Origin of the sequence: Streptomyces sp. CNQ085, assembly GCF_022614595.1 — a bacterium.
In the GTDB taxonomy this organism is placed as follows: domain Bacteria; phylum Actinomycetota; class Actinomycetes; order Streptomycetales; family Streptomycetaceae; genus Streptomyces.
Genome location: NZ_JAJFAU010000005.1, coordinates 11,473 through 35,809, shown reverse-complemented (window position 1 = coordinate 35,809; position 24,337 = coordinate 11,473). Strand labels below are relative to the sequence as shown.

At 74.4% G+C, this 24,337-nt stretch carries 21 protein-coding genes and 2 pseudogenes; 16 read left to right on the top strand and 7 right to left on the bottom strand.

Annotation, left to right across the window (positions count from 1 at the left end; all coding sequences use genetic code 11):
* Positions 1 to 74: 74 nt before the first annotated feature.
* Positions 75 to 225, top strand: a pseudogene (locus LJ221_RS02125) (Clp protease N-terminal domain-containing protein); the annotation flags it as partial.
* Positions 226 to 484: 259 nt separating this feature from the next.
* On the top strand, positions 485 to 2,200 hold the full coding sequence (locus tag LJ221_RS02120) for a TIGR03767 family metallophosphoesterase (protein WP_241713211.1): 1,716 nt from the start codon (positions 485 to 487) through the stop codon (positions 2,198 to 2,200).
* A 36-nt stretch (positions 2,201 to 2,236) separates the two neighbouring features.
* Here LJ221_RS02120 and LJ221_RS02115 read toward each other — a convergent pair whose 3' ends face one another.
* Positions 2,237 to 2,896, bottom strand: a complete 660-nt coding sequence (locus tag LJ221_RS02115; protein ID WP_241713210.1) for an SMI1/KNR4 family protein — start codon at positions 2,894 to 2,896, stop codon at positions 2,237 to 2,239.
* 214 nt (positions 2,897 to 3,110) lie between these two features.
* On the opposite strand from LJ221_RS02115, the gene LJ221_RS02110 reads away from it, so the two are divergent.
* Complete coding sequence (locus tag LJ221_RS02110) at positions 3,111 to 4,280, top strand: endo-1,4-beta-xylanase (protein WP_241713209.1); 1,170 nt, start codon at positions 3,111 to 3,113, stop codon at positions 4,278 to 4,280.
* A gap of 158 nt (positions 4,281 to 4,438) precedes the next feature.
* Here LJ221_RS02110 and LJ221_RS02105 read toward each other — a convergent pair whose 3' ends face one another.
* Positions 4,439 to 4,699, bottom strand: a complete 261-nt coding sequence (locus tag LJ221_RS02105) for a hypothetical protein (protein ID WP_247719533.1) — start codon at positions 4,697 to 4,699, stop codon at positions 4,439 to 4,441.
* Between the two features lie 389 nt (positions 4,700 to 5,088).
* Between LJ221_RS02105 and LJ221_RS02100 the strand changes: the two genes are divergently transcribed.
* Positions 5,089 to 6,267, top strand: a complete 1,179-nt coding sequence (locus LJ221_RS02100) for a methyltransferase domain-containing protein (protein ID WP_241713207.1) — start codon at positions 5,089 to 5,091, stop codon at positions 6,265 to 6,267.
* A 95-nt stretch (positions 6,268 to 6,362) separates the two neighbouring features.
* Here LJ221_RS02100 and LJ221_RS02095 read toward each other — a convergent pair whose 3' ends face one another.
* Positions 6,363 to 7,085, bottom strand: a complete 723-nt coding sequence (locus LJ221_RS02095) for a lytic polysaccharide monooxygenase (protein ID WP_241713205.1) — start codon at positions 7,083 to 7,085, stop codon at positions 6,363 to 6,365.
* A 554-nt stretch (positions 7,086 to 7,639) separates the two neighbouring features.
* Between LJ221_RS02095 and LJ221_RS02090 the strand changes: the two genes are divergently transcribed.
* The 4 genes from LJ221_RS02090 to LJ221_RS02075 all read left to right on the top strand — a co-directional run bounded on the left by LJ221_RS02090 (position 7,640) and on the right by LJ221_RS02075 (position 10,444).
* Positions 7,640 to 7,936: a hypothetical protein gene (locus LJ221_RS02090; RefSeq protein WP_241713203.1), complete on the top strand. Its 297-nt coding sequence runs from the start codon at positions 7,640 to 7,642 to the stop codon at positions 7,934 to 7,936.
* Positions 7,933 to 9,234, top strand: a complete 1,302-nt coding sequence (locus LJ221_RS02085; RefSeq protein WP_241713201.1) for a hypothetical protein — start codon at positions 7,933 to 7,935, stop codon at positions 9,232 to 9,234. Before LJ221_RS02090 ends, LJ221_RS02085 begins: the two co-directional genes overlap by 4 nt.
* A gap of 176 nt (positions 9,235 to 9,410) precedes the next feature.
* Positions 9,411 to 10,259: a helix-turn-helix transcriptional regulator gene (locus LJ221_RS02080; protein ID WP_241713198.1), complete on the top strand. Its 849-nt coding sequence runs from the start codon at positions 9,411 to 9,413 to the stop codon at positions 10,257 to 10,259.
* The gene (locus tag LJ221_RS02075; protein WP_241713196.1) at positions 10,238 to 10,444 is read left to right on the top strand and encodes a DUF397 domain-containing protein; all 207 of its coding nucleotides are present in this window, start codon (positions 10,238 to 10,240) and stop codon (positions 10,442 to 10,444) included. The genes LJ221_RS02080 and LJ221_RS02075 overlap by 22 nt, the downstream gene beginning before the upstream one ends.
* Before the next feature lie 298 nt (positions 10,445 to 10,742).
* On the opposite strand, the gene LJ221_RS02070 is transcribed toward LJ221_RS02075, so the two are convergent.
* The 3 genes from LJ221_RS02070 to LJ221_RS02060 are packed head-to-tail and all read right to left on the bottom strand — an operon-like array spanning position 10,743 to position 13,598.
* Positions 10,743 to 11,042 carry a hypothetical protein gene (locus LJ221_RS02070; RefSeq protein ID WP_241713194.1) on the bottom strand — a complete coding sequence of 100 codons (300 nt, stop codon included), beginning with the start codon at positions 11,040 to 11,042 and terminating at the stop codon, positions 10,743 to 10,745.
* 10 nt (positions 11,043 to 11,052) lie between these two features.
* Positions 11,053 to 13,296, bottom strand: a complete 2,244-nt coding sequence (gene malQ / locus LJ221_RS02065) for a 4-alpha-glucanotransferase (protein WP_241713192.1) — start codon at positions 13,294 to 13,296, stop codon at positions 11,053 to 11,055.
* 38 nt (positions 13,297 to 13,334) lie between these two features.
* On the bottom strand, positions 13,335 to 13,598 hold the full coding sequence (locus LJ221_RS02060; RefSeq protein ID WP_241713190.1) for a hypothetical protein: 264 nt from the start codon (positions 13,596 to 13,598) through the stop codon (positions 13,335 to 13,337).
* Between the two features lie 391 nt (positions 13,599 to 13,989).
* On the opposite strand from LJ221_RS02060, the gene LJ221_RS02055 reads away from it, so the two are divergent.
* Entirely contained in the window at positions 13,990 to 16,386 is a 2,397-nt protein-coding gene (locus LJ221_RS02055) for a beta-N-acetylglucosaminidase domain-containing protein (RefSeq protein WP_241713188.1), read from the top strand.
* A gap of 70 nt (positions 16,387 to 16,456) precedes the next feature.
* On the opposite strand, the gene LJ221_RS02050 is transcribed toward LJ221_RS02055, so the two are convergent.
* The gene (locus LJ221_RS02050) at positions 16,457 to 17,002 is read right to left on the bottom strand and encodes an HNH endonuclease (RefSeq protein WP_093849161.1); all 546 of its coding nucleotides are present in this window, start codon (positions 17,000 to 17,002) and stop codon (positions 16,457 to 16,459) included.
* A gap of 215 nt (positions 17,003 to 17,217) precedes the next feature.
* Between LJ221_RS02050 and LJ221_RS02045 the strand changes: the two genes are divergently transcribed.
* The 7 genes and pseudogenes from LJ221_RS02045 (at position 17,218) to LJ221_RS02015 (ending at position 24,277) form a co-directional block, all read left to right on the top strand.
* Complete coding sequence (locus tag LJ221_RS02045; protein WP_241713258.1) at positions 17,218 to 18,309, top strand: mechanosensitive ion channel family protein; 1,092 nt, start codon at positions 17,218 to 17,220, stop codon at positions 18,307 to 18,309.
* A 120-nt stretch (positions 18,310 to 18,429) separates the two neighbouring features.
* A pseudogene (locus tag LJ221_RS02040) lies at positions 18,430 to 18,621 on the top strand (MarR family transcriptional regulator); the annotation flags it as partial.
* Between the two features lie 142 nt (positions 18,622 to 18,763).
* Positions 18,764 to 20,041, top strand: coding sequence for a 6-phospho-beta-glucosidase (locus LJ221_RS02035; RefSeq protein ID WP_241713186.1), 1,278 nt, complete (start codon positions 18,764 to 18,766; stop codon positions 20,039 to 20,041).
* Positions 20,032 to 21,078, top strand: coding sequence for an N-acetylglucosamine kinase (locus tag LJ221_RS02030; protein ID WP_241713184.1), 1,047 nt, complete (start codon positions 20,032 to 20,034; stop codon positions 21,076 to 21,078). The genes LJ221_RS02035 and LJ221_RS02030 overlap by 10 nt, the downstream gene beginning before the upstream one ends.
* 297 nt (positions 21,079 to 21,375) lie before the next feature.
* Entirely contained in the window at positions 21,376 to 22,683 is a 1,308-nt protein-coding gene (locus LJ221_RS02025; protein ID WP_241713183.1) for a hypothetical protein, read from the top strand.
* 205 nt (positions 22,684 to 22,888) lie between these two features.
* Complete coding sequence (locus LJ221_RS02020) at positions 22,889 to 23,044, top strand: Arc family DNA-binding protein (RefSeq protein WP_241713181.1); 156 nt, start codon at positions 22,889 to 22,891, stop codon at positions 23,042 to 23,044.
* A gap of 318 nt (positions 23,045 to 23,362) precedes the next feature.
* On the top strand, positions 23,363 to 24,277 hold the full coding sequence (locus LJ221_RS02015; RefSeq protein WP_374228351.1) for a PP2C family serine/threonine-protein phosphatase: 915 nt from the start codon (positions 23,363 to 23,365) through the stop codon (positions 24,275 to 24,277).
* The last annotated feature ends 60 nt before the right edge of the window (positions 24,278 to 24,337 follow it).

Genomic DNA, 24,337 nt, shown 5'->3' with positions numbered 1-24,337 from the left:
CGCACGCCCGCCCGCGGGAAGGTGATGGCCTTCCCCCGCCGGCACCTGCGGCGATTCACCGTGGCGGCGGGGCGCCCGGGCTCGTCCCGTTCGACACGAGGGGCGAGGAAGGCGTTGGAACTCACCTTCCGCGAGGCGCTGCGGCCGGGCCACAACTACGTCGGCACCGAGCACGTCCTGCCGGCGCTGCTGGAGTCGGAGGACGGCGCCGGCCGCGTTCGCGGCCGCGCGGGGCGGCTCGCAGCCCGGGGAATGAGCCGGAGGGCCCGGGGCGGGGTGTCCGGAAGGTGAACTCCCGGCCACTCCGGTGAACGCGCGGTCGGCGGGACACGGCGGACGCGGCCCCGGGTGATCCATGAGCCCTGTTCGGCGTCGTACGTTCGCACGCCGTTGGAGCGCGGGTCACCACGGCTGCCGACGATCCCCGGTGGGTGGGGAACGCCCCGCCCCAAGGCACCGCGTTCGCATCCGGGGAGAGACGCCCATGTCCCGCAGCAGCCGGCCAGCCCGCCGCACCACGCCCCACCGCGCCCTCGACCGCCGCACCCTGCTCGCCGCCGCCGGAGCCGCCGCGGTCGCCACCGGTGCGGGAGTGGCCCTCGGCGGGGGCGGGGGACCGGCCGACGCCGCGGCGCCCACCGCGGCCCCGCCCTCCCCGCCGCCCTCCCCGTCCCCTTCGCCCTCCGCCCCGGCCGCCCCCTCCCCCGCCGGGACCACGCTGGAGGGCACCGCCTCGCCGCGCGGTACGGGCGGCTACCGGCGGCTGGGCGAGGGGCGCGGCTGGGCGCGGGTCGTACGGGAGGACCTGGCCGCCGCGGGCGGGGCGCGCGCGGACCGGCGCACCGCACTGGCCTGTTTCGTCCACCTCACCGACACCCATGTCACGGACGTGCAGCATCCGTTGCGTTTCGAGTACATGCGCTCCGGGAAGCTCGGCGCCTGGCGCCCGCAGGAGGCACTGTCGGTGCACGGCCTGGTCTCGATGGTCGAGCGGATCAACTCGCTGCGCGGCGGCCCGGCCACCGGCGCGCCGCTCGGCTTCGCGATCACCACCGGGGACAACACCGACAACAACTGCCGTGCCGAGACCGAGTGGTTCCTCACCGCGATGAGCGGCGGCCGCATCACCCCCAACACCGGCGACCCGCTGCGCTACGAGGGCGTGCAGAACTCCGGGCTGCCCCTGTACTGGCACCCGGAGGGCGGGGCGGAGGACACCGACCGGGCGCGGTACGGCTTCCCCCGCCTCGACGGCTTCCTCGACGCCGCGGTCCGGCGGCTCACCAGCCCCGGCCTGGCCATCCCCTGGTACTCCACCGTCGGCAACCACGACGACCTCCACGGCGGCCACTTCGCGGGCGGCGCGCACTTCACCGACCTGGCCACCGGGGAGCGCAAACTCTACGAGCTGCCCGAGGCCGAGGCCGCCGCGCTCCACAGATCGGTGCGAGGGGGCCGCGACACCCGGGGCGCCGCGCTGAGGGAACTGCTGCGCGCCCACTCCCGGAGGATGCGCGCCGTCACCCCCGACCCCTCCCGCGCGCCCCTCACCACCCGGGAGTACGCCGCGGCGCACCTGGACCCGGCGTACGCCGGTCCCGGTCCGGCCGGCCACGGCTACACCCGGGCCGCTCTGGAGGAGGGGCGGCTGTACTACTCCTTCCGCGTCGCCGACGGCGTGCTCGGCGTCAGCCTGGACACCACCAACCCGGACGGCGACTACCGAGGCCACATCGGAGCCGCCCAACTGCGCTGGCTGGAACGTGAGCTGGCCCGCCACGGCGACGACCTCGTGCTGGTCTTCAGCCACCACTACAGCGAGTCCGTCACCGTCGGCGGCGCGGAGCTGACCGCGCTGCTGGGGCGGCACGCCAATGTGGCCGCCTGGATCAACGGGCACAGCCACCGCAACCGGATCGTGCCGCGCGGCCACTACTGGGAGATCACCACCGCCTCGCACGTGGACCACCCGCAGCTGGCCCGCGTCGTCGAGCTGACGGACAACGGCGATGGCACCCTGTCCCTCTTCACCACCTGCGTCGAGTCCGCGGCCCCCTACGCCGCCGACCCCGGCGATCTCTCCCCCGCCGGGCTGGCGTCGCTCTACCGCGAGCTGGCCTTCAACGCCCCGGGCCGCAGCACGTCCCTGACCGGCGGGGCGGGCGATCGCAACACGGAACTGCTGCTGCGGCGGCGCTGAGGGGACGGCGGGGAGCGCGGCGGGGATACGGCCGGGTCAGCGTCTCCGGCGCTCCGGCCCCGGCCCGGGTTCCGGCCCGGGCTCCTGCTCCGGCTCCGGCGGCCTCCAGGGGCGGGCGCCGGCCAGGAAGCCGGGACGGCGCGCGGTGGGCGGCAGCGGCCCGAGCGTCCTGCCGCCGGGCAGCCGGATTCCGGTGGTCAGCAGCGCCGCCAGGGTCCGTGTCAGCGTCGTCCCGCAGCCGCGCCACGGGTCGTCACCGCGCCGGGCGGCCCCGGCGTCGAACACGACGACCGGCCACCGGTCGGGGCCGCCGGACGCCCCGGTGTCCCAGAGCAGCCTGACGCCCTCCCGCGTATCGCCCCAGGCGAGCAGCCCGCCGGGATCGGGGTGGAACGGCGGCGGCTCCCTGCGCAGGGCCCGGCGGGAGGAGATGCGGCACTCCCGGTGGGTCTCCCACAGCCAGTCCCCGTACTCGTAACCGCCCTCCCGCTCGCACGGCGTGTGCAGCCACAGCCGCCCGCCGATCTCCAGTGGCCCGAGGGCGGAGACCAGCGCCCTGTAGTCGGCCGGCAGCCTCAGCCCCAGCCGGCTCTCGACCACGTCCCAGTCGACGGGGACGGGCTCGGGCGCGGCGGTCCGGCCGGAGTCCGTCGACGGCGGGAGCGTGAGCCGTGCGATGAGCGAGGACAGGTCCATGGCGAGGCATGTTCGCATGTCACGCCGACAGCCGCGCGGCCCGGGTGCGGCGGCGGACCGGGGTACGCGGGACGACCTCGGCTGACACGTCGGCGAACGGGGGTGGTGCACGGGTATTGACGGCCTGACCGAAGGGCTCTTAGCGTCCCTGAACCAGGCATCCGGAAATTTTCCGGAAATCTTGAAAAGACCGACCGGAAATGGGAGCCCTCCGATGAGACCCGTTCGCATCGCCACCGCCGCGCTCACCGCGGCCGCACTGTCCCTGCCCCTGGTGGTGACCTCGGCCGCGGCCGCCCCGCCCGCCGGCCGGGAGGCCGCACCGCACTCCAACGCCAAGTTCGACCGGCTGCGCGAGGCCGCTCCCAAGGGGTTCTACGTGGGCACCGCCGTGGCGGGCGGCGGCCACCACCTCGAGCAGGACTACCCGGACCCGTTCACCCACGACCGGAAGTACCGGAAGATCCTGGGGCAGCAGTTCAGCTCGGTCTCCCCCGAGAACCAGATGAAGTGGGAGTTCCTCCGCCCCGACCGGGACACCTACGACTTCGAGGCGGCCGACGCCATCGTGGAGTTCGCCGAGCGCCACCGGCAGGTCGTGCGCGGCCACACGCTGCTGTGGCACAGCCAGAACCCCGAGTGGCTGGAGCAGGGCGACTTCTCCGAGGAGGAGCTGCGCGAGATCCTGCACGAGCACATCACCACCGTCGTCGGCCGCTACAAGGGCAGGATCCAGCAGTGGGACGTGGCCAACGAGATCTTCGACGACCAGGGCGGCCTGCGCACCCGGGACAACATCTGGATCCGCGAGCTCGGGCCCGGGATCATCGCCGACGCCTTCCGCTGGGCCCACGAGGCCGACCCGGAGGCGAGGCTGTTCTTCAACGACTACAACGTGGCGAGCGGCAACGCCAAGAGCGACGCCTACCACGAGCTCAGCCAGGAGCTGCTCGCGCAGGGCGTGCCCCTGCACGGCTTCTCCGTCCAGGCTCACCTGAGCATGCGCTACGGCTTCCCGGGCGACCTCCAGCAGAACCTGCAGCGGTTCGACGACCTCGGCCTGGAGACGGCCGTCACCGAGCTGGACATCCGCATGGACCTGCCCGGGAACGGCGAGCCCACCCCCGCACAGCAGGAGCAGCAGGCCGACTGGTACCAGCGGGTACTAGAGGCGTGCCTGGCGGTCGAGGAGTGCGACTCCTTCACCGTCTGGGGTTTCACCGACAAGTACTCCTGGGTGCCGGTGTTCTTCGAGGGCGAGGGCTCGGCGACGGTCATGACCGAGGACTTCAAGCGCAAGCCCGCCTTCCACGCCCTGAAGTCCTCCCTGAAGGAGGCCAAGTGGGAGCAGTGGAAGGAGGACCGGGGCTGGAAGCGCCGCTGAGTGCTTCCGTCCGCCGCTGACCGCCCACCGCCGGCCGGCCGCGGCGAGTTGGACGAGGAGCCCCCGCCGGGCCCGCTTCCACCCCTTACCGGGCGGTGGCGGGCCCGGCCCGCTCCCGCCTCACAGCCGCCTCGCACCGGACACGGGACGGGGCGGCGTCACCTGACCGCCGCCCTCTCCAGGGCGGCGGTCAGGACGCGGGCGGTCTCCAGGTTGCAGCGCCCCAGCTCCACCAGCGGACGCGGGCCGACGGTCCGGGTGCAGGACGCCAGGTCGATGCCGAGGGAGGGCAGGGTGATCCCGTTCCCGGCCAGGGCCGCGTGGAGTTCGACCACCGCCTCGGTGGATGCGCTGATCGCCTCGGTGACCGGATCGCTGCCCGCCGCGTCGGCGGGCGGGACTGTGGGGAGGTCGTGCATGGGCGCGGTGCCTTTCCGTGCGTCGTGTCGCCTGTCGCGTTCGGCTCACCGCACAGCGTGATGTGCCGTGGGGGCCGTCCGCCAGAGGAACCGGCTCAGCAGCCGCACTGCGCGCCTCACGAAACCGCAGACGAAAGACGCTGGAGCGGGCCCCGTTAATCCACCACCCAACTCCCGCGCCGTTGGCCTGAGTCACCTTCCCGGCACGCTGGGTGACCTCTAGCGTCTCCTTCCGTCACCCACTCACGACGAACGGAAGGACCGTCCATGGCAGACGGCACGAGGAGCAAGCACGCCGGAAAGCCGGCCCCGATCAGGCCGTGGAACCCGCCACCCCAGCCGCCCTCCCCCGACGGCGGCCCCGCCAAGCCCAAGCGGCGGTGAACGCGGTGACGAGTACGACGGGCGCGGCGGAAGCGGCAGGCACGGCGGACACGACGCGGCGGTGGCACGAGTCCCACCGGCGCCTGCTGGACGCCGTCTCGGCCTCCGGCGCCCTCACCCCCGACTGGCGGCCGTCCTTCGAGGCGGTGCCGCGCCACCTCTTCCTGCCAGAACGGGTCTGGCGGTACGGCGCGGACGGATACGTTCCCGTCCACCGCGCCGGGGAGCCCGATGCCTGGTGGGAACTCGCCTACGCGGACGAGCCGGTCGTCACCCAGCTCGACGAGGGTGCGGCCGGCGGCCCCGGCGAGGCCACCTCCTCCAGCTCCATGCCGTCGCTCGTCGCGCGGATGCTCGCGGAGCTGGAGGTGGGCCGCGGTGGTGAGCGCGTTCTGGAGATCGGCACGGGCACCGGCTGGAACGCCGCCCTGCTCGTCCACCGCCTCGGCGACGCCCGGGTGGTGACCGTCGAGGTGGACCCGGCCCTGGCCGAACGGGCGCGGCACGCGCTGGCCTCGGCCGGCCGCGCGCCCCGGGTGGTGTGGGGCGACGGCGTGTCCGGGTGGGCGCGCGGCGCGCCGTACGACCGGGTACTGGCGACGTGCTCGGTGCTGCGCGTACCGGGGGCGTGGGTGGCGCAGACCGCGCCCGGCGGGCGGATCGTCGCGCCCCTGCACCGGGATGTGTGGTCCGGGGGCCTGGTCTCCCTGACCGTCCAGGACGGCGGCCTGGCACGGGGGAGGTTCACCGGTTCGGCGTGGTTCATGCCGCTGCGCGCCGACCGGCTGCCCGCCCCGGCGGTGGACTCCGCCACCGCCCGCTCCTCCACCACCGGCCTGGACCCGGCCCGGGTCACCGAACCCGGCTTCTGCGCCTGGGCGTTCGCCCGCCTGCCGGACATCACCATGACCTACGCCGACGAGGACGGCGGCGCCCGGCGCCTCTGGCTGACCGGCCGCGACGGCTCGGCCGCGACCGCGGCCGGGGACGGCCGGAGCGGAGACGGCAGCGGCCTCTTCGAGGTCTGGCAGTACGGCCCGGCCTCCCCGTGGGACCGGGTGGAGGCCGCCTGGAGCGCGTACGAGGCCGAAGGCCGCCCTGAGCAGGGCGAGTTCGGTCTGACGGTCACCCGTGACGGCCGCCAGGAGGTCTGGCTGCGCGACCCGGCGCACGTCATCGGCTGACGGAGCGGCCCGTACACGCGCGGCGGGAAACGGAGAGGGCCGGCGCACGCCCCTGCGGGCGCGCGCCGGCCCGGCCGCGTCACGCGGTCACCGGATCACGCGGCCGCGCAGGCTCCGAGGTCCTCCCAGACGCCCCACTCGCCGGTGGCGCCGGGCTCCTCGCCCCGCGTCCACCACTTGGCGCGCCAGGTGTGCCCGTCGTGGGTGACGGTGTCGCCGCCGGTGTAGACGTTCCCGGTGCCCCAGGCCGGCGAGGCGCAGGCGCCCGGCTCGCCGTCGCCACCGCCGTCACCGCCGCCCGTGCCGCCGATGTTGACGTCGATGCAGGCGTAGAAGGCGTTGGCGGTGTCCGCCACGTTCCACACGGCGAGCACCTTCTGGCGGCCGGTGAGGCCGTCGAAGTTCACCTGGTGGCTGACCTGCGAGGGCGGCTGCACACCCTTGCCGTCGAACTCGGCGATCTTCCGGTCGCCGATGAAGTACTGCCAGGTGTCGGTGGAGTGGCGCGCCGTCAGGCTCCAGGTGAAGGTGTGCGAGGAGCCGACCGGCGTGACCCGCCAGGCCTTGCTGTCGTCGTCGAGCTCGGCGAACTGCTCGTTGCCGCCACTGCAGCTCTTGAGCCCCTTCGGCCCCTCCACGCTCTGCGGCTCGTACGAGATCTGACCGCAGTCGACGACGCCCGCTGCGCACTGGTCCTGGCGGCTGCCGGGGTCGGTGACCCAGCCGTGGGCGTTGGCCGTGCCCGCCGGAAGGCTGACGGCGAGCAGGGGGGCGGCCATCGCGCCGAGCGCAAGGACCACTCGCTTCTTCGTGTTCATGTCATTTCACTTTCTTCGGTGTAGTCGAGGCCGCCACCCGGAAGCGCGGCGCGACCGGGTGGGATACGGCTCTTACGCCGCGCCGGTCGCGCCGCCCCGCCGGATGGCGCGGGTGTACGGACGCACCGGATGCCCCGGGGTATCCACGCCCACGCACCTCGCCCTCACGCGGACAACGCCGCGAGGGCGAGGGCAGGGCCTGGGTTAAGGTCTAGACCTCACGCGTTCAGGTCTAGACCTTAATGACGGATCGTTCTTGGTCAAGAGGTTGGACGCGGCGAACCGCCGGACAACTCGGCGCTCGTCCGACCATCGGCGACCGGTCCGCCCGTCCCGGCCCCGCGCTCCCTCGGACGCCCCCGCCGCCTCCGGTGCGTCACGAACCCGCAGGCGACCACGCACGCGTTTCACATACGCGCCACCGGCGTCCCGGGTAACGCGGGGAGGCCCCCGGCCACACCCTCCTGACCAAAACGCGATCTTGCAGCGCCCCGGAAGGCCGGTAGCCTGACGAGGGGCCGCAGAAGCGGCGCGGCGGCGAGCGGAGGCGAACTGTGGACCGGCGTGAGGTGTTGGGGCACTACGAGGGCCTCGCCGCCGAGTTCGACGAGCACTGGGTGTACGGCCCGGACTACATCCCCTGGATGTCCGCCCGCATCGCCGAAGCACTGAGCCTGTCTCCCGCCGACCGGGTGGCCGACATCGGCTCCGGTACGGGGTTGTTCGCCCGTGAGATCGCCCGCTCCGTCGGGCTCACGTACCCACTGCTCTGCGTGGAGCCGTCCGCGGCCATGCTGCGCCGGCTGTTCGCCGATCTCGCCCCGGTGCTGTCCGCCGAGTTCTACCGGTGACCGCCGGGCCGCTCCTGGAGACCGTCACCGGCGTGCGGCAGGTGCTGGCCGTGGTGCTGCCGGTGCGGCTGCCGCGCGAACCGGGCGGCCCGGAGTGGGCCGAGGGGCCGTTCCCCTTCGAGCTGGGCGAGCGGCGCACCGATGCCGCGACCCGCGCCACGTACTTCGCCCCGGCCTCGGCCCGGGTTCTGTACGGCACCCCGGACCGCCCCTGCCGCTGGCATCGGCCGGCGGCGGCCGAGCACGAGGGGCTGCGTCTGGAGGGCCTGGAGCTGCTGCGCGCCGCCACCGTGCGCGAGCCCGCCCGCGCCCTGGCCGTCCTGCACTTCACCGTCTCCCGGCCCCTGCTGCCGGTGCTGCGGGCCATCGGCCACCGCCACCCGGCCGGCCCCGACCCCCTCACTGGTCCTCTCGCCCCCGGTCGCCTGCTCGGGGAGACAGCCGAAGTCCGCGACGCCACCGGCACGTTCGCCATCACCCGCCCCTACACCGTCGCCTTCCTCACGCCCGGCCCCGGTCACGCCCCGGCCCTGCGTCCCACTCCGCAGACACCCGTGCCGCCCGGTGCCGACCGCTGGCTGTGGCAGCTCGCCTCGCGGTCCGTCCCCGCCGACTACCCCCTAGCCCCCGAGACCGCCGCCGAGGAACTGAGCCGGGCGGTACGGATCTCCGCCGACTGGAGCGCCCTGGTCCTGCGCCACGGCACCGCCTTCCTCGGCCACCGGACCGACCCCGGCGGAGACGACTTCTACACTTTCGCCGCCCTGCACGCCCGCACCGTCTACCTCGACGCCCTGCTGCTCGGCTCCCTCCAGCGCGACCACATCGACGAGCTGACCGACGAGCTCTCCGCCGTCTTCGACGACGGCTCCCGCCTGGCCGCCCGTGTCGCCGCCCTGGAACGGAACATCGCGCGCTTCCGCAGCACCTACTGGCGCCAGCACCTCACCGCCCACGGCCCCGCCAACAGCCTGCTGCTCGCCTTCCAGAACCAGCACCGGCTACCGGATCGCTTCACCGAGATCCTGGCCGAGGCCGCCGACTACAGCCGGCTCGTCCAGACCCAGGAGAGCCAGCAGATCAGCGGCGCGCTCGGCGTGCTGACCATCCTCGGCCTGCCGCTGGGCACCGCACTGGGCATCCTCCAGGTCCTCGGCGACGACTCCCCCGCGCACCTGCTGGCCGCGCTGGGGCTGTCGGTGGTGGTGACGGCCGCCGCGCTCACCACCCGCTACGGCCGCCTGGTCCTCTCCTCGCTACGCGGCGGCCCCGGCTCCGGCCGTCGCCGGCGCCGCTGACCTCGGGCGGCTCCGGGCGGTTCCGGCCCGCGCTTCCCCTGTCGGGCAAGGCCGTAGGGCCGGTGAACACCTTCGGGGGAATCATTCGCCGAACACACCGTTCCAGTCACTCCGTGTGCTTGCGTGGAACGGAATTTCAAGCCCGCACGCCCATTCCGTGACAGGGGGAGCCCGCCATGACCGAGCCCAGGCAACTCGACCCGTACGCCTCGCCCAAGACCTTCTACGGCGCGGAACTGCGCCGTCTGCGCGAGGCGGCCGGGCTGACGCAGTCCCAGCTCGGCGAGCGCGCCTTCTGCTCGGGCACGTACGTCGGCCAGTTCGAGACGGCCGTGCGCCGCCCGCAGCAGGACACGTCGAAACTGTTCGACGAGATCCTCGGCACCGGCGAACACCTGCAACGCCTGTGCCGACTGGCCCGGGAGAACAAGTACCCGGACTACTTCGCCGACGCGGCGGAGCTGGAGCAGATGGCGACGACCATCAGCGAGTACGCGCCCATGCTGGTGCCGGGCCTGTTGCAGGTTGAGACCTACACACGGGCCATCACTCGCGCGGCACTCCCCCTCGCTTCGGAGGAGGAGGTGGAGAAGCTGGTTCGGGCTCGCATGGATCGGCAGTACCTTCTCAACCAGTCAACTGCGCCACAGTTGTGGGCGGTCTTCCACGAGACAGTGCTCCGGGTCCCGATGGGAGGACCGACAGTCATGCATGAACAGCTCATCCATATCGCTCAACTGGCGCACTCCCACCGGATCATGGTGCAGGTTCTTCCGTTCACCGCTGCGGCGCACGCACTCTTGAACGGCATGGCGTCCCTGATGACCTTCCGCGACGCACCGCCTGTCGTCTACACAGAGAGCGCTGGCACCGGCCAGCTCATCGACGAACCGGTCATGGTGGAGCGATCCCAGAAGTCATACGATCTCGTCAGGGCCGCTTCGCTGCCTCCTATGGCGTCCCTGGACCTGATCGAATCGGTGGCCGAGGAGTACACGACATCATGCGCACCGCATACGACCTGAACACCGCTGTCTGGCGCAAGTCGTCCTACAGCGACGGCACCGGCGGGAGCTGCGTCGCGGTCGCCGACGGCTTCCCCGGCGTCATACCCGTCCGCGACAGCAAAGCCCCCGAAAGGCCCGCACTGGTCTTCCCGAACGCCGGCTGGTCCGCCTTCGTGACAGCGGTCAAGGACAGAGTGCTCTGACAGCCCGCGGTCAACCCGGTCACCGGCAGAGTGGTGGGACGGCCAGCGGCCTTCCCGGGTTGGACGGCGATGGCGCGATGGTGGACGAGGAGGGGCGCGTCTACGAGCGGGTCCGCGTGACGATCCCCACCGCGCGTGCCCACGTGCCGGCCGCCGCCGGGGCCCTGACCGTCCGGGATCCGTGCGGCTGCGGCGGCGGCTTCCAGTGGTCCGGCCGGGTCCGAAAGTGTCACCGGCCACCGGCCGTCCGCTCTTGCGGGCAGGGCCGGCCGGAGGCAGGGTCCGGGGCGACCGCGGGTCAGCCCTGGTTGGGCTCCTGGCGGCCGGCGACCTGACCGCTCTTGCGGGCGGACTTGTCGCCGACCATCACCAGCGCGGCGATGATCGCGAACAGGGCGATGGGCGCCACGACGTACAGGCCGAGGGTCTCGACCACGCTCAGGCCGGTGCCCGGGTCGTCGCCGTCGTCGCGGTAGAGGGCGAGGGCGGAGGGGGAGGCGACCAGCAGCGTCAGCGCGGTGAGGGCGGTGACGAATCCGGCGCGCACGGCGGTGCCGGCGCTCCTGACGTTCTCGTTGACCTTGACCTTGTTGTCCACACGGTCAACGCTAGCGAACCTCTCCCGAGGTCACGCGCCCAGGGTGGTCTTCGGGCTCGGCGTGGCTCTCCCCGTACCGCCCCGAGTACCGCCCTCCGTGCTGCCCGGGAGCCGGTATACGGCGCTCGCGCGGCCCGTGCAGCCCCTCGTACACCGTCTCCAGCAGGTCGCGCATCCGGGGTGAGGTGACCAGTTCCTCCAGGGTGACGGGCCTGCCGTCACCGTCGGCGATGGGCAGCCGCCAGTTGGGGTACTGGTCCCAGGTCCCCGGCACGTTCTGCGGGCGCCGGTCGCCGACGCCGTCGGGCAGCCAGACCCCGACCATCCTCGCGGGGGTGCGGGCCAGGAAGCGGTACAGGCCCCTGATCTCGCTCTCCTCCTCGCCCGGCCCTTCCGGCAGCAGGTCCAGACGGGTCAGGTGGGAGATCCACTCGGCGGTCTCCATGGCATCCCGGGCCTGCTCCTCGGCGAGCGGGCCGGACAGCAGGCCGAGGCCGTCGCGCAGCGCGACGTGGTCGCCGCTGAGGCGGGCGGCGGTGCTGGGCAGGTCGTGGGTGGTGGCGGTGGCCAGGCAGTCGGCACGCCAGTCCCGCGGCTCCAGCGGCTGGGGGACCTCGTGGTCGGGGGTGCGGATGTGGTCGTAGTCGCGCTCGAACCACAGCACGGAGGTGCCCAGCACGCCGTGCCCGGCCAGTTCCCCGCGCACGCCCGGCTCGACGGTGCCCAGGTCCTCGCCGACGACGACCGACCCGGCGCGGTACGCCTCCAGGGCGAGCACTCCGAGCATGGCCTCGGCGTCGTAGCGCACGTAGGCGCCCTCCGTGGGCGGGCGGCCCTCGGGGACCCACCACAGCCGGAACAGGCCCATCACGTGGTCGATGCGCAGGCCGCCGGTGTGCCGCAGCAGCCCGCGCAGCAGCGTGCGGTAGGGGGCGTAGCCGGACGCGGCCAGCGCGCCCGGGTTCCAGGGCGGCAGGCCCCAGTCCTGGCCGCGGGGGCTGAAGGCGTCCGGCGGCGCGCCGATGGACATACCGGTGGCCAGGAAGTCCTTGAGCGCCCAGGCCTCGGCTCCGGAGGGGTGAACGCCGAGCGCCATGTCGTGCACCAGGCCGATGGACATGCCCGCGTCGCGGGCGGTGCGCTGGGCGCGGGCGAGCTGGGCGTCGGTGAGCCAGGCCAGCCAGGTGTGGAAGTCCACCCGGTCCAGCAGTTCGCCGCGGGCGCGGGCGGTGGCGGCCGAACGGGGGTCGTCCAGGCCGGCGGGCCAGGAGCGCCAGTCGGGTCCGTGGATCTCGGCGAGGGCGCACCAGACGGCGTGGTCCTCCAGGGCCTGGCCCTGTTCGGCGAGGAAGTCGCAGTACGCGACGTGGCGGCCGGGGCCGAGGGGGGCGGTGCGCACCAGCGCCAGGGCGCGGCGCTTGAGCGACCACACCGCGTCGCGGTCGATCATCCCGTCCTTGGCGAGGGTGGCCTCGCGCAGTCCGGCCGCCTGTGCCAGCAGGTCGTCCGCCTTGGCGCGGGCCCCGCCGCGCAGGTAGGCGTACTCGGGGATCTCCTCGATCCGCAGGTGCACCGGGTCGGCGAAGCGCCGCGAGGAGGGGCGGTAGGGGGAGGGGTCCACCCTCTCGCCCTCGGCGGCGGGCACGGCCGAGTGCAGGGGGTTGAGCTGGATGAAGTCGGCTCCGGTCGCACGCCCGGACCAGGCGGCGAGGTCGGCGAGGTCGGCCAGGTCGCCCATGCCCCACGAGCGTGAGGACAGCAGCGAGTAGAGCTGGACGAGCAGGCCGAAGGAGCGGCCCTGGACGGCCGGGAAGCGGTCCGGGGCGACGATCAGGGCGGCCTGCGCGGTGCGGCCGCCGGGGGCCTCGGCGTGGAGGGTGTGGCAGCCCAGGGGGAGCCGTTCGCCGTCGGCGTCCGGGTCCGCCCCCCAGTCCAGGGTGCGGCCGTCCTCCGTCTCGACCCTCAGCGCGGTGCCGTCGGGAAGCGGGGGGACGCCGCCGCGGACGGTGGGCGGGGAGGCGTCCTCGCGGGAGGCCGCGCGTACGACGACGGTGGGGGGCAGCAGCCGGGCCGCCTCCTCGCGCGTGTGGCGGGCCAGGGCGTCGCGTACGGCGTCCGGGGTGGAAGCGTCGACTCCCAGTGCGGCGAGCACTTCGACGATCGTGTCGTCGGGCACCCGGACCGTACGTCCCGGGGCCGGGTCGTAGGAGGTGCAGACTCCGTGTGCCGCGGCCAGTCGCGCCAGTCGGCTCATGGGAACTTCCTCCGCTCTCCCCCTGGACTCGCCGGGACTCAGACCTCCGCGGAATCCGTTCCGTATCCCACCCCGGCCGGTTCGCTGGTCAGCGGCAGCTCGGCGGCCAGCGGCGGCTCACTGGTGAGCGGGGCGGCGTCGGCGAGTGGGGGCTCGCTGGTCAGTGGCGTCTCGGCGTACTCCCAGGAGCAGGAGCCGTCCAGGCCGGAGTCGGGGTCGGAGACTCCGGACAGGTCGATCGGCTCCTGCCCCTGTTTGGGAAACAGGGGAAGGGGGGTGAGGAGTTCAGCGGACGCGGCCACGGGGGCCTCCGTTCGTTGCTGTCGGTCGGACATGGGGGCCCTACCCACTGAGGCGGAGCCCAGACACTTTCGGCGAAACAAACGTGATATGGCTCACATGCTCGCCACCGATGATTTCACGGCGTGATGCGCCTGCCAGCGTAGGACATTCGAGCAAAGCGGGCATCCCGGCCAAGGTTTACCGCCTCTTCCCGGGCCGGCCGCCCGGGAGGGGTGCGGCCCGTCCCGTCCGGCCCCGGCCGCACCGTTCGACGAACCGGGCACTTCGGCCCCTGTCGTTGACACCTTCACCACGGCGGTGATGGGCTCGTTACCTACCGGCGGGTCCGGTGCCCGGCCGGAGGGCCGGAAGACGGGTCGGGGAACGGGTCGAGAGGGGCCTGAGGAACACGTGAACCACGCGACGCATGGCCGCGCCGCCCGCCGGACCGGTGCGACGGCACTGGTCGCGGCCGTCCGCGACGTCCTGCGCGCGGCCGGGGCGCGCGAGGTGCGCACCGTACGCCCCGGAGAGGAGACGCGCGCCGACGGACTGGTGGTGCACGCCGGCGACCGGGCCGCCGAACGGGCGCTGCGCAACCACGTGGTGCTCGGCTGGGCCGTCTCGCCGGGACAGTCGATGTGCCTGGCCTCCGGGGACGACCGCAAGGCCCTGCTGCGCAAGATCGACGCCATGGCGGCCTTGGGTGTGCGGGCGTTCCAGCTCCGCTTCGAGGACGCCAGCTACACCGAGTGGCACTGCGACGCGGACGCCGAGCGCTACGGCACGGGCCCCGAGGCCGCGGCCACCGCCCAAGCGGAGATCGCCAACGAGGTGGCGGCGCACCTGGCGGAGCGGTACGGCTTCGGGCGCGACGCGGTTCCGCTGTCGGTGCTGCCGACGGAGTTCTACCAGGACGGCCCGACCGAGTACCGCGACACGCTCGCCGAAGAGCTGGACGCGGACGTGGAGGTGGCCTGGACGGGGGTGGGGGTCGTGCCCGCCACCATTACCGGCGGCGAGCTGGCCCGGGCCCACACCGTCTTCCGCCGCCCGCTGGTCACCATGGACAACTACCCGGTCAACGACTACGCCGGCGACCGCGTCTTCCTCGGCCCCTACACCGGCCGGGAACCGGCCGTCGCCAACCGCTCGGCGGCGCTGCTGGCCAACGCCATGGAGCAGGCGACGGCCTCCCGCCTGCCGCTGTTCACCGTCGCCGACTACGCCTGGAACCCGCGCGGCTACCGGCCGCGGGAGTCCTGGCGGGCGGCCGTCGAGGACCTGGCGGCGACGGGCGGCGGGGAGACGGGGACCGAGCGCTCCGGGGAACGGGCCCGCCGGGCGCTGCACGTCCTGGCCGCCAACAACTCCTCTTCGGTGCTCGACGAGAAGGAGTCGGCCTACCTCGCCCCACTGCTCGACGCCTTCTGGAAGGCCCGCGCGGGCGGGGACGGCGCCGGGGCGTGGAAGGCCCGGCTGGAGCTCCAGCGGCTGCGCGCGGAGGCCCGCGAGAGCGGGGTGACGGTCGGCGAGGACGTGCTGCCCGCCTTCGTCGACAGGGCCCTGAAGGCCGCCGACGACTGGTCCGGCGCGGGTGGCGGGGCGCAGTGGTCCGAACGTTCCGGCGAGCGGGTGCGGGGCGGCCCCGAGCCGTTGCCGGGCTCCCCGCCGGAGCACGCCGCCGACGGCGACCCGGCCACGGCCTTCCGCGCCGCCGAGGAACCCGGGCCCGGAACCGCCGGTGACGAGGGGGACGGCGGCGGTGACGAGCTGGTGCTGCGGCTGCCCCGGGCGCGTTCCCTGGCGGCCGTCACCGTCCAGTCCGAGCCGGGCGCGGGCACCCGCGCCGCCGTCGAGGCGCGTGTGCCGGGCGAGGGCTGGAGGCGGCTGGGCGCCCTCTCCGGGGAGGGCTGGACGGAGGTGGACACTGGCGGTCTGCGGGCGGACGCCGTACGGCTGGTCTGGCAGGACGGTTCGATGCCTCCGGTGATCCACGAGCTGACGCCCTGGTACTCGGACTCGCCCGGCGCCGGGCTGGAACTCTCCCGCGAGGAGGCCAACGCCGTCATCGGCGGCGAGCCGGCCGCCGTCGGGGCCCGGCTGACCGGCCACCGGCCCACCGACGTGCTCGGCCGGCTGACCGTGCGGGCGCCGGAGGGCTTCACGGTGCGGGCCCCGCGGCGGGTCACGCTCCGGCGCGGCGTGCCGGCGGCTCCAGAGATCGAGATCAGCGCCGGGGAGGACGTACGGCCGGGCACGTACCGGATCCCGGTCACCCTCACCGCCGAGGGCGAGAGCCTGCGGAGGACGCTGGCGGTGCGCGCCTATCCGCCCACCGGCGGGCCGGATCTGGCCCGGGGCGCGAAGGCCGGCTCCTCGGCCGACGAGACCGGGGACTTCCCCGCCTCGGCGGCGACCGACGGCGATCCGGGGACCCGCTGGTCCTCCCCCGCCGAGGACGGCCAGTGGCTGCGGGTGGAGCTGGACCGCCCGGCCCGGATCGGCGAGGTGCGGCTGCACTGGCAGGACGCGTACGCCTCCCTCTACCGCGTGCAGGTCTCCGCCGACGGCGCCGACGGCAGGGCCTGGAGCACGGCCGCGACCGTCCGCGACGGGCGGGGCGGCCGGGAGACGGTGCGGATGGACGCGCCCGCCGGCACCCGCTACGTGCGGATCGTGGCCGATGAGCGGGCGACCCGCTTCGGCGTCTCGCTGTGGTCGCTGGAGGCCTACGCCGTGCAAGAGCCCGAGCGGGACGAGGAGAAGGCGAGGGAGGGGACCGGGGAGCGGCGGGAGCGGGAGTAGGGTCCCGGGCGCGCCGGACACGGGGCCGTCACCGGCCCCGCCGCCGGTCCCGTACGGGAGGGCCCGGACCTCAGGCGGGTGTCGTCGTTCTGCCTTCGATCCGGGCCAGGGCGTCGTCCGCGCCGTAGGGCCGCAGATACGGCAGCCAGCGCGGGTCCCGGTGCCCCGTTCCGATGATCCGCCAGGCCAGGCCGCTGGGCGGGGCGGGCTGGTGGCGCAGTCGCCAGCCCAGCTCCGCCACGTGGCGGTCGGCCTTGACGTGGTTGCAGCGGCGGCAGGCCGCCACGACGTTCTCCCAGGAGTGCTGCCCGCCGCGGCTGCGCGGCACGACGTGGTCGACGCTGGTCGCGACGCCACCGCAGTACGCGCACCGGCCGCCGTCGCGGGCGAACAGGGCGCGGCGGGTGAGCGGCACCGTGCCCCGGAAGGGCACGCGCACGAAGCGTTTGAGACGAACGACGCTGGGGGCGGGTATGGCCTGGGTCGCGCTGTGCATGAGGGCGCCGGAGTCCTCCAGGCTGATCGCCTTGCCGTTGAGGACGAGTATGAGCGCGCGGCGGAGCGGTACGACGCCGAGCGGCTCGTACGACGCGTTGAGGACCAGGACGTGCGGCACGGTGCCTCCTTGTACGTCGGCGGCGCGTGGCTCGCGCCGGGACGATCTCCCCCAGTGTGTCCCGCGCCCCGGTGGCGGCGCCACCACGATCGCGTAACGCGCTGAGCGTGTTTTCGACCACACGCTGTTCCTCCCCCGCCTGGTGCCGCCACTACCCCGGGTGACGCGGCCCGTCCAGCGAGGTGTCCCCCGTTAGTGTGTTGTGAGTGGATTCCATGGACGAGGCGCACAGGACCGCCACCGACACCGCGGGCTGGATAGAGGAGAACTGGGGGACCTGGCTCGCCGTCGGGCTGCGCATCGCGCTGATCCTGGCGATCGCCGTCGTGCTGCGCTCGGTGGTCAGACGGGCCATCACCCGGCTGATCGCCCGGATGAACCGCAACGCCGAGGCCGAGGCCAGCGGCAACGCCCTGCGCGGCCTGCTGGTCAACGCCGAGCGGCGGCGCCAGCGTACGGAGGCCATCGGCTCGGTGCTGCGCAGCGTCACCACCTTCGTGATCATGGGGACGGCGCTGCTGATCGTGCTGTCCACCCTCGGTATCGACCTGGCCCCGCTGCTGGCCAGTGCCGGTGTGGCGGGCGTGGCGATCGGCTTCGGCGCCCGCAACCTGGTCACGGACGTGCTGACCGGGATGTTCGTGCTGCTGGAGGACCAGTACGGGGTCGGCGACCGCATAGACGCGGGCGAGGCCACCGGCACCGTCCTGGAGATCGGGCTGCGGGTGACCAAGCTGCGCGGCGACGACGGCGAGATCTGGTACGTGCGCAACGGCGAGATCAAGCGGGTCGGCAACCTCAGCCAGGGCTGGGCGACGGCCGCCCTGGACGTGGAGGTCCGCTCCGACGAGGACCTGGAGGAGGTCTGCTCGGCGATCGCCGCGGCCGGTGAGGGGATGTCGACCTCCGCGCCGTGGGACGAGGTCCTGTGGGCGCCGGTGGAGGTGCTGGGCCTGAACTCGGTGACGCTGGACAGCATGACCGTCCGCGTCTCGGCCAAGACGATGCCGGGCAAGGCGCTGCCGGTGGAGCGCGAACTGCGCCGGCGGGTCAAGCGGGCGCTGGACGCGCTGGGCATCCGGATGGTGGACGAGGAGTCGCTGGCGGCGCTGCGGAGGCTGGAGGAGGAGCTGGGGGCGCCGGCCCACGCGCGGGACTCCGGCCGGGCCCGGCTGGAGAGGGGGCCCGCGACGGGAGCGGCGAAGGAGGCGGTTGACCCGCCGAAGGACGCCCTGAGAGACCCGGCGAAGGCCCTCGTGAAGGGGCCGAAGGATCTCGGGCGGGGCGCGGGCGGACCACGGCGGTAGGACGCGGCGGACGCACGGGGCCGCCTCCGCCGCGGCCGTTGACGCCGGCCGAGGGCGGGCCCTACTGTCCCTGCGAAACGACAGGAAACCTTCCTTACAGTTCACGGAGGGCAGGGGCCGATGGCCGGAACCGCTCCGGGAACGCCCCGAGTACTGCGCGCGATCAACGACCGCGTCGCCCTCGAACTGCTGCTCGCGCACGGCTCGCTCTCGCGCGGCCGCGTCGGCAGGCTGACCGGACTGTCCAAGCCGACCGCCTCACAGCTCCTGACCCGCCTGGAGGCCGCCGGGCTGGTCCGTCGGGTGGCCAGCGCCAACAGGGGCGGGTTCCAGGCGCTGGAGAGCGCCCTGGCCGCCACCCGCGACGAGGTGTTCGACATCTCCCGCTGAGACCCCGCGCCCGTACCCGCGCCCGGACGTTCGTTCCGCTCCCGAGCTCCCAGGAGGCAGTCCCGTGAAACTCGCAGTGGTGGGCGGCGGGTCCACCTACACCCCCGAACTCGTCGACGGCTTGGCCCGGTTGCGGGAGATCCTGCCGGTCACCGAACTGGCCCTGGCCGACCCGGCCGGGGACCGGCTGGAGCTGGTGGGCGGGCTCGCCCGCCGCATGCTCGCCCGCGCCGGCCACCCGGCCGCCGTCACCACCACCGGCGACCTGGACGCGGCCGTCGCCGACGCCGACGCCGTACTGATCCAGCTCCGCGTGGGCGGCCAGGCGGCCCGCGAGCGGGACGAGACATGGCCGCTGGAGTGCGGCTGCGTCGGGCAGGAGACCACGGGCGCGGGCGGACTGGCCAAGGCTCTGCGCACCGTCCCCGTCGTCCTGGACATCGCCGAGCGGGTGCGCCGCGCCAACCCCGGCGCGTGGATCGTCGACTTCACCAACCCGGTCGGCATCGTCACCCGCGCGCTGTTGAACGAGGGCCACCGGGCGGTGGGCCTGTGCAACGTCGCGATCGGCCTCCAGCGTAAATTCGCCGCCCTGCTGGAGGTGGAGCCCGGCCAGGTGCACCTCGACCACGTGGGGCTCAACCACCTCACCTGGGAGCGGGGGGTGCGCCTGGGCGGGCCGAAGGGGCGGGACGTACTGCCCGGGCTGCTGGCCCGGCACGGCGCGGCGATCGCCGCCGACCTGCGGCTGCCCGAGCCCCTCCTGCACCGGCTGGGCGCCGTGCCCTCGTACTACCTGCGCTACTTCTACACGCACGACGAGGTCGTGGCCGAGATGCGCGAGCGCCCCCCGCGGGCGGCGGAGGTCGCCGCGATGGAGCGCGATTTGCTGGGGATGTACGCCGATCCGGCGCTGGACACCAAGCCGGAGCTGCTGGCCGGGCGCGGCGGCGCCTACTACTCCGAGGCCGCCGTCGCTCTGACCGCGTCCCTGCTGGGCGGCGGTCGGAGCGGCGCGGGCGCGGGTGTGCGGGTGGTGAACGTCCGCAACGACGGCACCCTGCCCTTCCTCCCCGACGACGCGGTGGTCGAGGTCCCGGCCGCGGTCTCCCCGGCGGGCGCGGAGCCGCTGCCCGTACCACCCCTGGACCCGCTCTGCACCGGCCTGGTCTCGGCGGTGACGGCGTACGAGCACCTGGCCCTGGACGCCGCCCTGCGCGGCGGCCGGGACCGGGTGTTCGCCGCGCTGCTGGCCCACCCCCTGATCGGTCAGTACGCCCTCGCCGAGAAACTGACCGACCGTCTGCTCGCGCACAACCGGGAGTACCTGGCATGGGCCTGACCCCCGCCGCGGCGCTGGCCGTCGACGCGGGCAACAGCAAGACCGACGTGGCGCTGGTCTCGGCGGACGGAACGGTGCTGGGTTCGGCGCGCGGCGGCGGCTTCCGGCCGCCGGAGACCGGGGCCGGGGCGGCCGTCGCGTCACTGGCGCGGACGGTGGCCCGGGCGGCCCGGGACGCGGGTCTGGACGCGGGTCTGGACACGGCGGAGCCGGACGCGCGGCCGGGCATCCCCCTGGCCGGGCATGTGTCTGCCTGCCTGGCCAACGCCGACCTGCCGCGTGAGGAGCGGGAGTTGGCGGAGCGGATCGACGATGTCGGCTGGGGCCGCACCGTCCGCGTGGCCAACGACACCTTCGCGATCCTGCGCGCGGGCCTGCCCGACGACGGGCCGCCCCGGAACGGGGTCGCCGTCGTGTGCGGTGCGGGGATCAACTGCGCCGGTGTCACCGCCGACGGCCGCGTCCACCGCTTCCCCGCCGTCGGCCGCCTGTCCGGGGACTGGGGCGGCGGAGGAGGGCTGGCGGAGGAGGCCCTGTGGCACGCCGCCCGCGCCGAGGACGGCCGGGGCGAGGACACCGAGCTGGCCCGGGCGCTGCCCGCGCACTTCGGGCTGCCCAGCATGTACGCGCTGATCGAGGCATTCCACCTGGGCGGTCTGCCGGGCGGGCGCAGGCACGAGCTGGTACCCGTCCTCTTCGCCGTGGCCGCGCGGGGCGACGCCGTGGCCCGCTGTCTGGTGCACCGGCAGGCCGAGGAGATCGCGGTGATGGCCTCGGTGGCGCTGGAGCGGCTGGACCTGCTGGGGACCGAGGTGCCGGTGGTGCTGGGAGGCGGCGTCGCGACCGCCCGGCACCCGCTCCTGCACGACCGCCTGCTCGCCCTGCTGGCCGAGCGCGCCCCGCTGGCAACCGCTCATCTGGTCACCGCTCCCCCGGTCCTCGGCGCCGGTCTGCTGGCCCTGGACCGGCTGGGGGCCGGGCCCGTCCCCTGCGCCCGGCTGCGCGCCCACTACGCCGGCCGCACCGCGGGCGCCTGAGACGCGTGCCCTCCCCGCGGGGAAGGGGCCTGAACGCGTGGGGGCGCGTCCCCGGCCCGCCGGAGGCCGAGGGCCCCGGAGGCGGGGAATCGGGTGGTCCGCGTCAACAACGCGCCGGAGGAGTACCGCCGGTGTGGGCGGGGCAGTCCGCGGATGGCCGTACACGAGCGGCGTCCGGCCGACAAGATGGGAGCAGCGGATCCGGCGCTCCCCCCGGCCCACCGGGGCCGGGCGGACGCCGGGCGCGGGCACGGACGCGTACAGGACGCGAAGACGACACGAGCGGCGAGGTGACCGATGGGGGACGACGGGGCTGGCGAACCGGGCGGACCGGTGATGGCCCGCGAGGAGGTGGACCGTGCCCTGGCGCGGTTCGGAGCGGAGCACCAGGCGGTGGAGACCTCCTTGTACGCGCTCCAGGACCACGCGGGGCGCAGGCTGCTGGAGGGCGCCGAACTGACCGGGATCTCCAAGGAGCGGTGGGCGCGGACGGAGGAGGCCGTCTCGCTGCTGTGGACGTACTTCGACGCCTTCACCGCCGCGCTGGAGGCCGCGCGCGAACTGCGCGGCGGGAGCCGCCGGCCCGGACCGGAGGAGCTGGCCGAACTGACCGCGCGGCTGCGCGGCCCGGCGGTCACCGTCCCCGCCGCCGACGGTTCCGGTTCCGGTTCCGTCGAGCGGATCAGCCTGGCCGAGTTGGTGACCCGGATGAACGGCTGGTACGCCCGGGCCCTCGACACCGTCGCCGCCGCCGACTCCGTGTGGTCCGCGCTGCCCGCGCGGATGGACATGCTCTCCGCCGAACTCAAGCGCATCCGCTCCCTGGCGCACTCCGTGGGCGTGCGCCCCGGGGAGCATCCGGCGGGCGACGACCTGGAGCAGGTCACCGCGGAGCTGACCGCGCTGCGTGCCGGCGTGGTCGCCGATCCGCTGGCCTTCTGGGCGTCGGCGGGCGGGAGTTCGGCCCCCGGCGGCGGGCGTCCCGACACCGTACGGTACGACCGCGCGGCCCGTACCCTGGAGGACGTGCGGCGTGAGATCGACGCCGTGCTCCAGGTGCGGCAGGACGCCGAGCAGCGGCTGATGCGACTGCGCGACGTGCTGTCGCGGGCCGACCGCACCCTGGCCGAGGCCAGGACGGCGCGCGGCGAGGTGCTGGCGAAGATCGCGGCGGTCGAGGTGCCCGCGGTGAGCGGGCCGCCGACCGCCCTGTACGAACAGCTCGCGCTGGCCGCGGAACACCGGCGGCACGCCCGCTGGCACCGGCTGTCACCGCTGCTGGAGAGCCTGGAGGAGCGCGCGGACGAGGAGTTGGAGCGGGCCCGCGCCTCGCTGACCGCCGTGACCGCGCCGCTGGCGGTGCGGGCGGAGCTGCGCGGCCGGCTGGACGCCTACCGCGCGCGGGTGGCGCGGCGCGGGTCCGCCGACGACCCCATGCTGACGGAGCGGTACGACGCCGCCCGGCGGTTGCTGTGGAGCGCGCCGTGCGATCTGCGTGCGGCCGAGCAGGCGGTGCTGCGCTACCGGGACGCGGCGCTGGAGGTGCCGGCGCCGCCCGGACCCGCGGCCGGCGGGCCCGCGCGTGGAGAGGGGGAGCTCCGGTGAGCCGGGCGCCTCCGGCCCGCCGAAACCCGGTCCGCGCGACCGCGGGGGGCGGATTCGGACCTGATGTGCCGGGAACGCTTGACCACCGGGACACCCGGTGGGGTGTGGCGGAGGAGGTATGCCATGCGCCCACCGGCACCTCGTGGTGTCGCGGTGCCGCCTCCAGGACGTCTCCACAACACCACACGGACCCTATTGTGAAGTCATGGACGAGACGACACGCATCACGCTCCGCCTCCCCGTCGACCTCCACGAATGGCTGGTCGCCCAGGCCAGGTCCGCCCGCAGATCCCTCAACTCCGAGATCGTCTACCGCCTGGAGGCCGAGCGCGCCGCCGAAGCCGACGGCGAATCGCGCTGAAGGCGGTTCACCGCTCCCCGTCCCGCACCCAGAAGTTCAGCCCCCTCCCGTCGGCGGGAGGCGCCCCCACCCCCGGCCCGGAGGCCGGGACACCATCGAAGGAACCCGGTGATCATGCCGCAGCCCGACCGCCCTTCCGTCTGCCCCCGGTGCCAGGAGCCGCTGGAGGACGGTGATCTCCACCGCGGCGCGTGCGGCGCCGGTCCAGCGGCCGGGACGGGCGTCTCGCAGCCCTCCGCCCCTCTCCTGATCCCGCCGCCTCCGGCAGCGCCGCCCATGCCTCCCGTACCGCCGACGCCCCCAGCGGTCCCGCCGGCCGTGCCGGACACCGCACAGGACGGGTCGGACTACGTCCTGCCGCCTCCCGCGACGGGCACCGTCGACGCCGAGGGCCGCTGCGAGCACTGCGGCCATGCCCAGCCGCGCGAACGCGACCACATGGAGGAGTCGTCGGAAGGGGTGGCGGCGATCAGCGACCGGGGGCTGCGCCACCACCGCAACGAGGACTCCTTCGCGCTCTCGTCCGTCCCGCTGCCGGACGGTTCTCCCGCCGTGATCGCCGTCGTCTGCGACGGGGTGTCGTCGGCGACCCGCCCGGACGAGGCCTCGGCCGCCGCCGCCGAGTCCGCGTGCGCCTCCCTGCGGCGTTCCCTGCCGCGCGGCGCCGACCCCCGGCAGGCCGTGCACGACGCCCTGGTGGCGGCTGCCGAGGCCGTCAACGCCCTGGCACCGGAGCCCCGCGACCCGGTGGAGAACGCCCCGGCCTGCACCATCGTCGGCGCGGTGGTCGCCGCGGGTCTCCTCACCGTCGGCTGGATCGGCGACAGCCGCGCCTACTGGGTCCCCGACGACCGCTCCGCCACACCCGCCCGGCTCACCGAGGACGACTCCTGGGCCGCCCAGATGGTGGCGGCGGGCCTGATGGAGGAGGCCGAGGCCTACGCGGACGCCCGGGCACACGCCATCACCGGATGGCTGGGCGCGGACGCCTACGAGATCGACCCGCACACCGCCTCGTTCACCCCGGACCGGCCGGGCGTGGTGGTGGTGTGCACGGACGGGCTGTGGAACTACGCCGAGTCCGCCGGGGAGATGGCCGCGGCCGTCCCGGCCGACGCCCGTACCCACCCGATGCGGTCCGCCCGGCACCTGGTGGGGCACGCGCTGGACGGCGGCGGACACGACAACGTGACGGTGGCGGTGCTCCCCTTCTCCGCGCCGCCCGGCTCTTGAGCCGGGGGGAGGTCCGCCGGGCGCTCGAAGAGCGTCGCGGAGCGGCTGCCGAAACCGTCC

Coding starts and splice junctions, on each gene's coding strand:
- LJ221_RS02110 (WP_241713209.1), top strand. CDS start 3,111: ATGAGACCCGTTCGCATCGCCACCGCCGCGCTCACCGCGGCCGCACTG.
- LJ221_RS02080 (WP_241713198.1), top strand. CDS start 9,411: ATGACCGAGCCCAGGCAACTCGACCCGTACGCCTCGCCCAAGACCTTC.
- LJ221_RS02075 (WP_241713196.1), top strand. CDS start 10,238: ATGCGCACCGCATACGACCTGAACACCGCTGTCTGGCGCAAGTCGTCC.
- LJ221_RS02120 (WP_241713211.1), top strand. CDS start 485: ATGTCCCGCAGCAGCCGGCCAGCCCGCCGCACCACGCCCCACCGCGCC.
- LJ221_RS02095 (WP_241713205.1), bottom strand. CDS start 7,085: ATGAACACGAAGAAGCGAGTGGTCCTTGCGCTCGGCGCGATGGCCGCC.
- LJ221_RS02025 (WP_241713183.1), top strand. CDS start 21,376: ATGGGGGACGACGGGGCTGGCGAACCGGGCGGACCGGTGATGGCCCGC.
- LJ221_RS02105 (WP_247719533.1), bottom strand. CDS start 4,699: ATGCACGACCTCCCCACAGTCCCGCCCGCCGACGCGGCGGGCAGCGAT.
- LJ221_RS02020 (WP_241713181.1), top strand. CDS start 22,889: ATGGACGAGACGACACGCATCACGCTCCGCCTCCCCGTCGACCTCCAC.
- malQ (WP_241713192.1), bottom strand. CDS start 13,296: ATGAGCCGACTGGCGCGACTGGCCGCGGCACACGGAGTCTGCACCTCC.
- LJ221_RS02115 (WP_241713210.1), bottom strand. CDS start 2,896: ATGGACCTGTCCTCGCTCATCGCACGGCTCACGCTCCCGCCGTCGACG.
- LJ221_RS02045 (WP_241713258.1), top strand. CDS start 17,218: ATGGACGAGGCGCACAGGACCGCCACCGACACCGCGGGCTGGATAGAG.
- LJ221_RS02030 (WP_241713184.1), top strand. CDS start 20,032: ATGGGCCTGACCCCCGCCGCGGCGCTGGCCGTCGACGCGGGCAACAGC.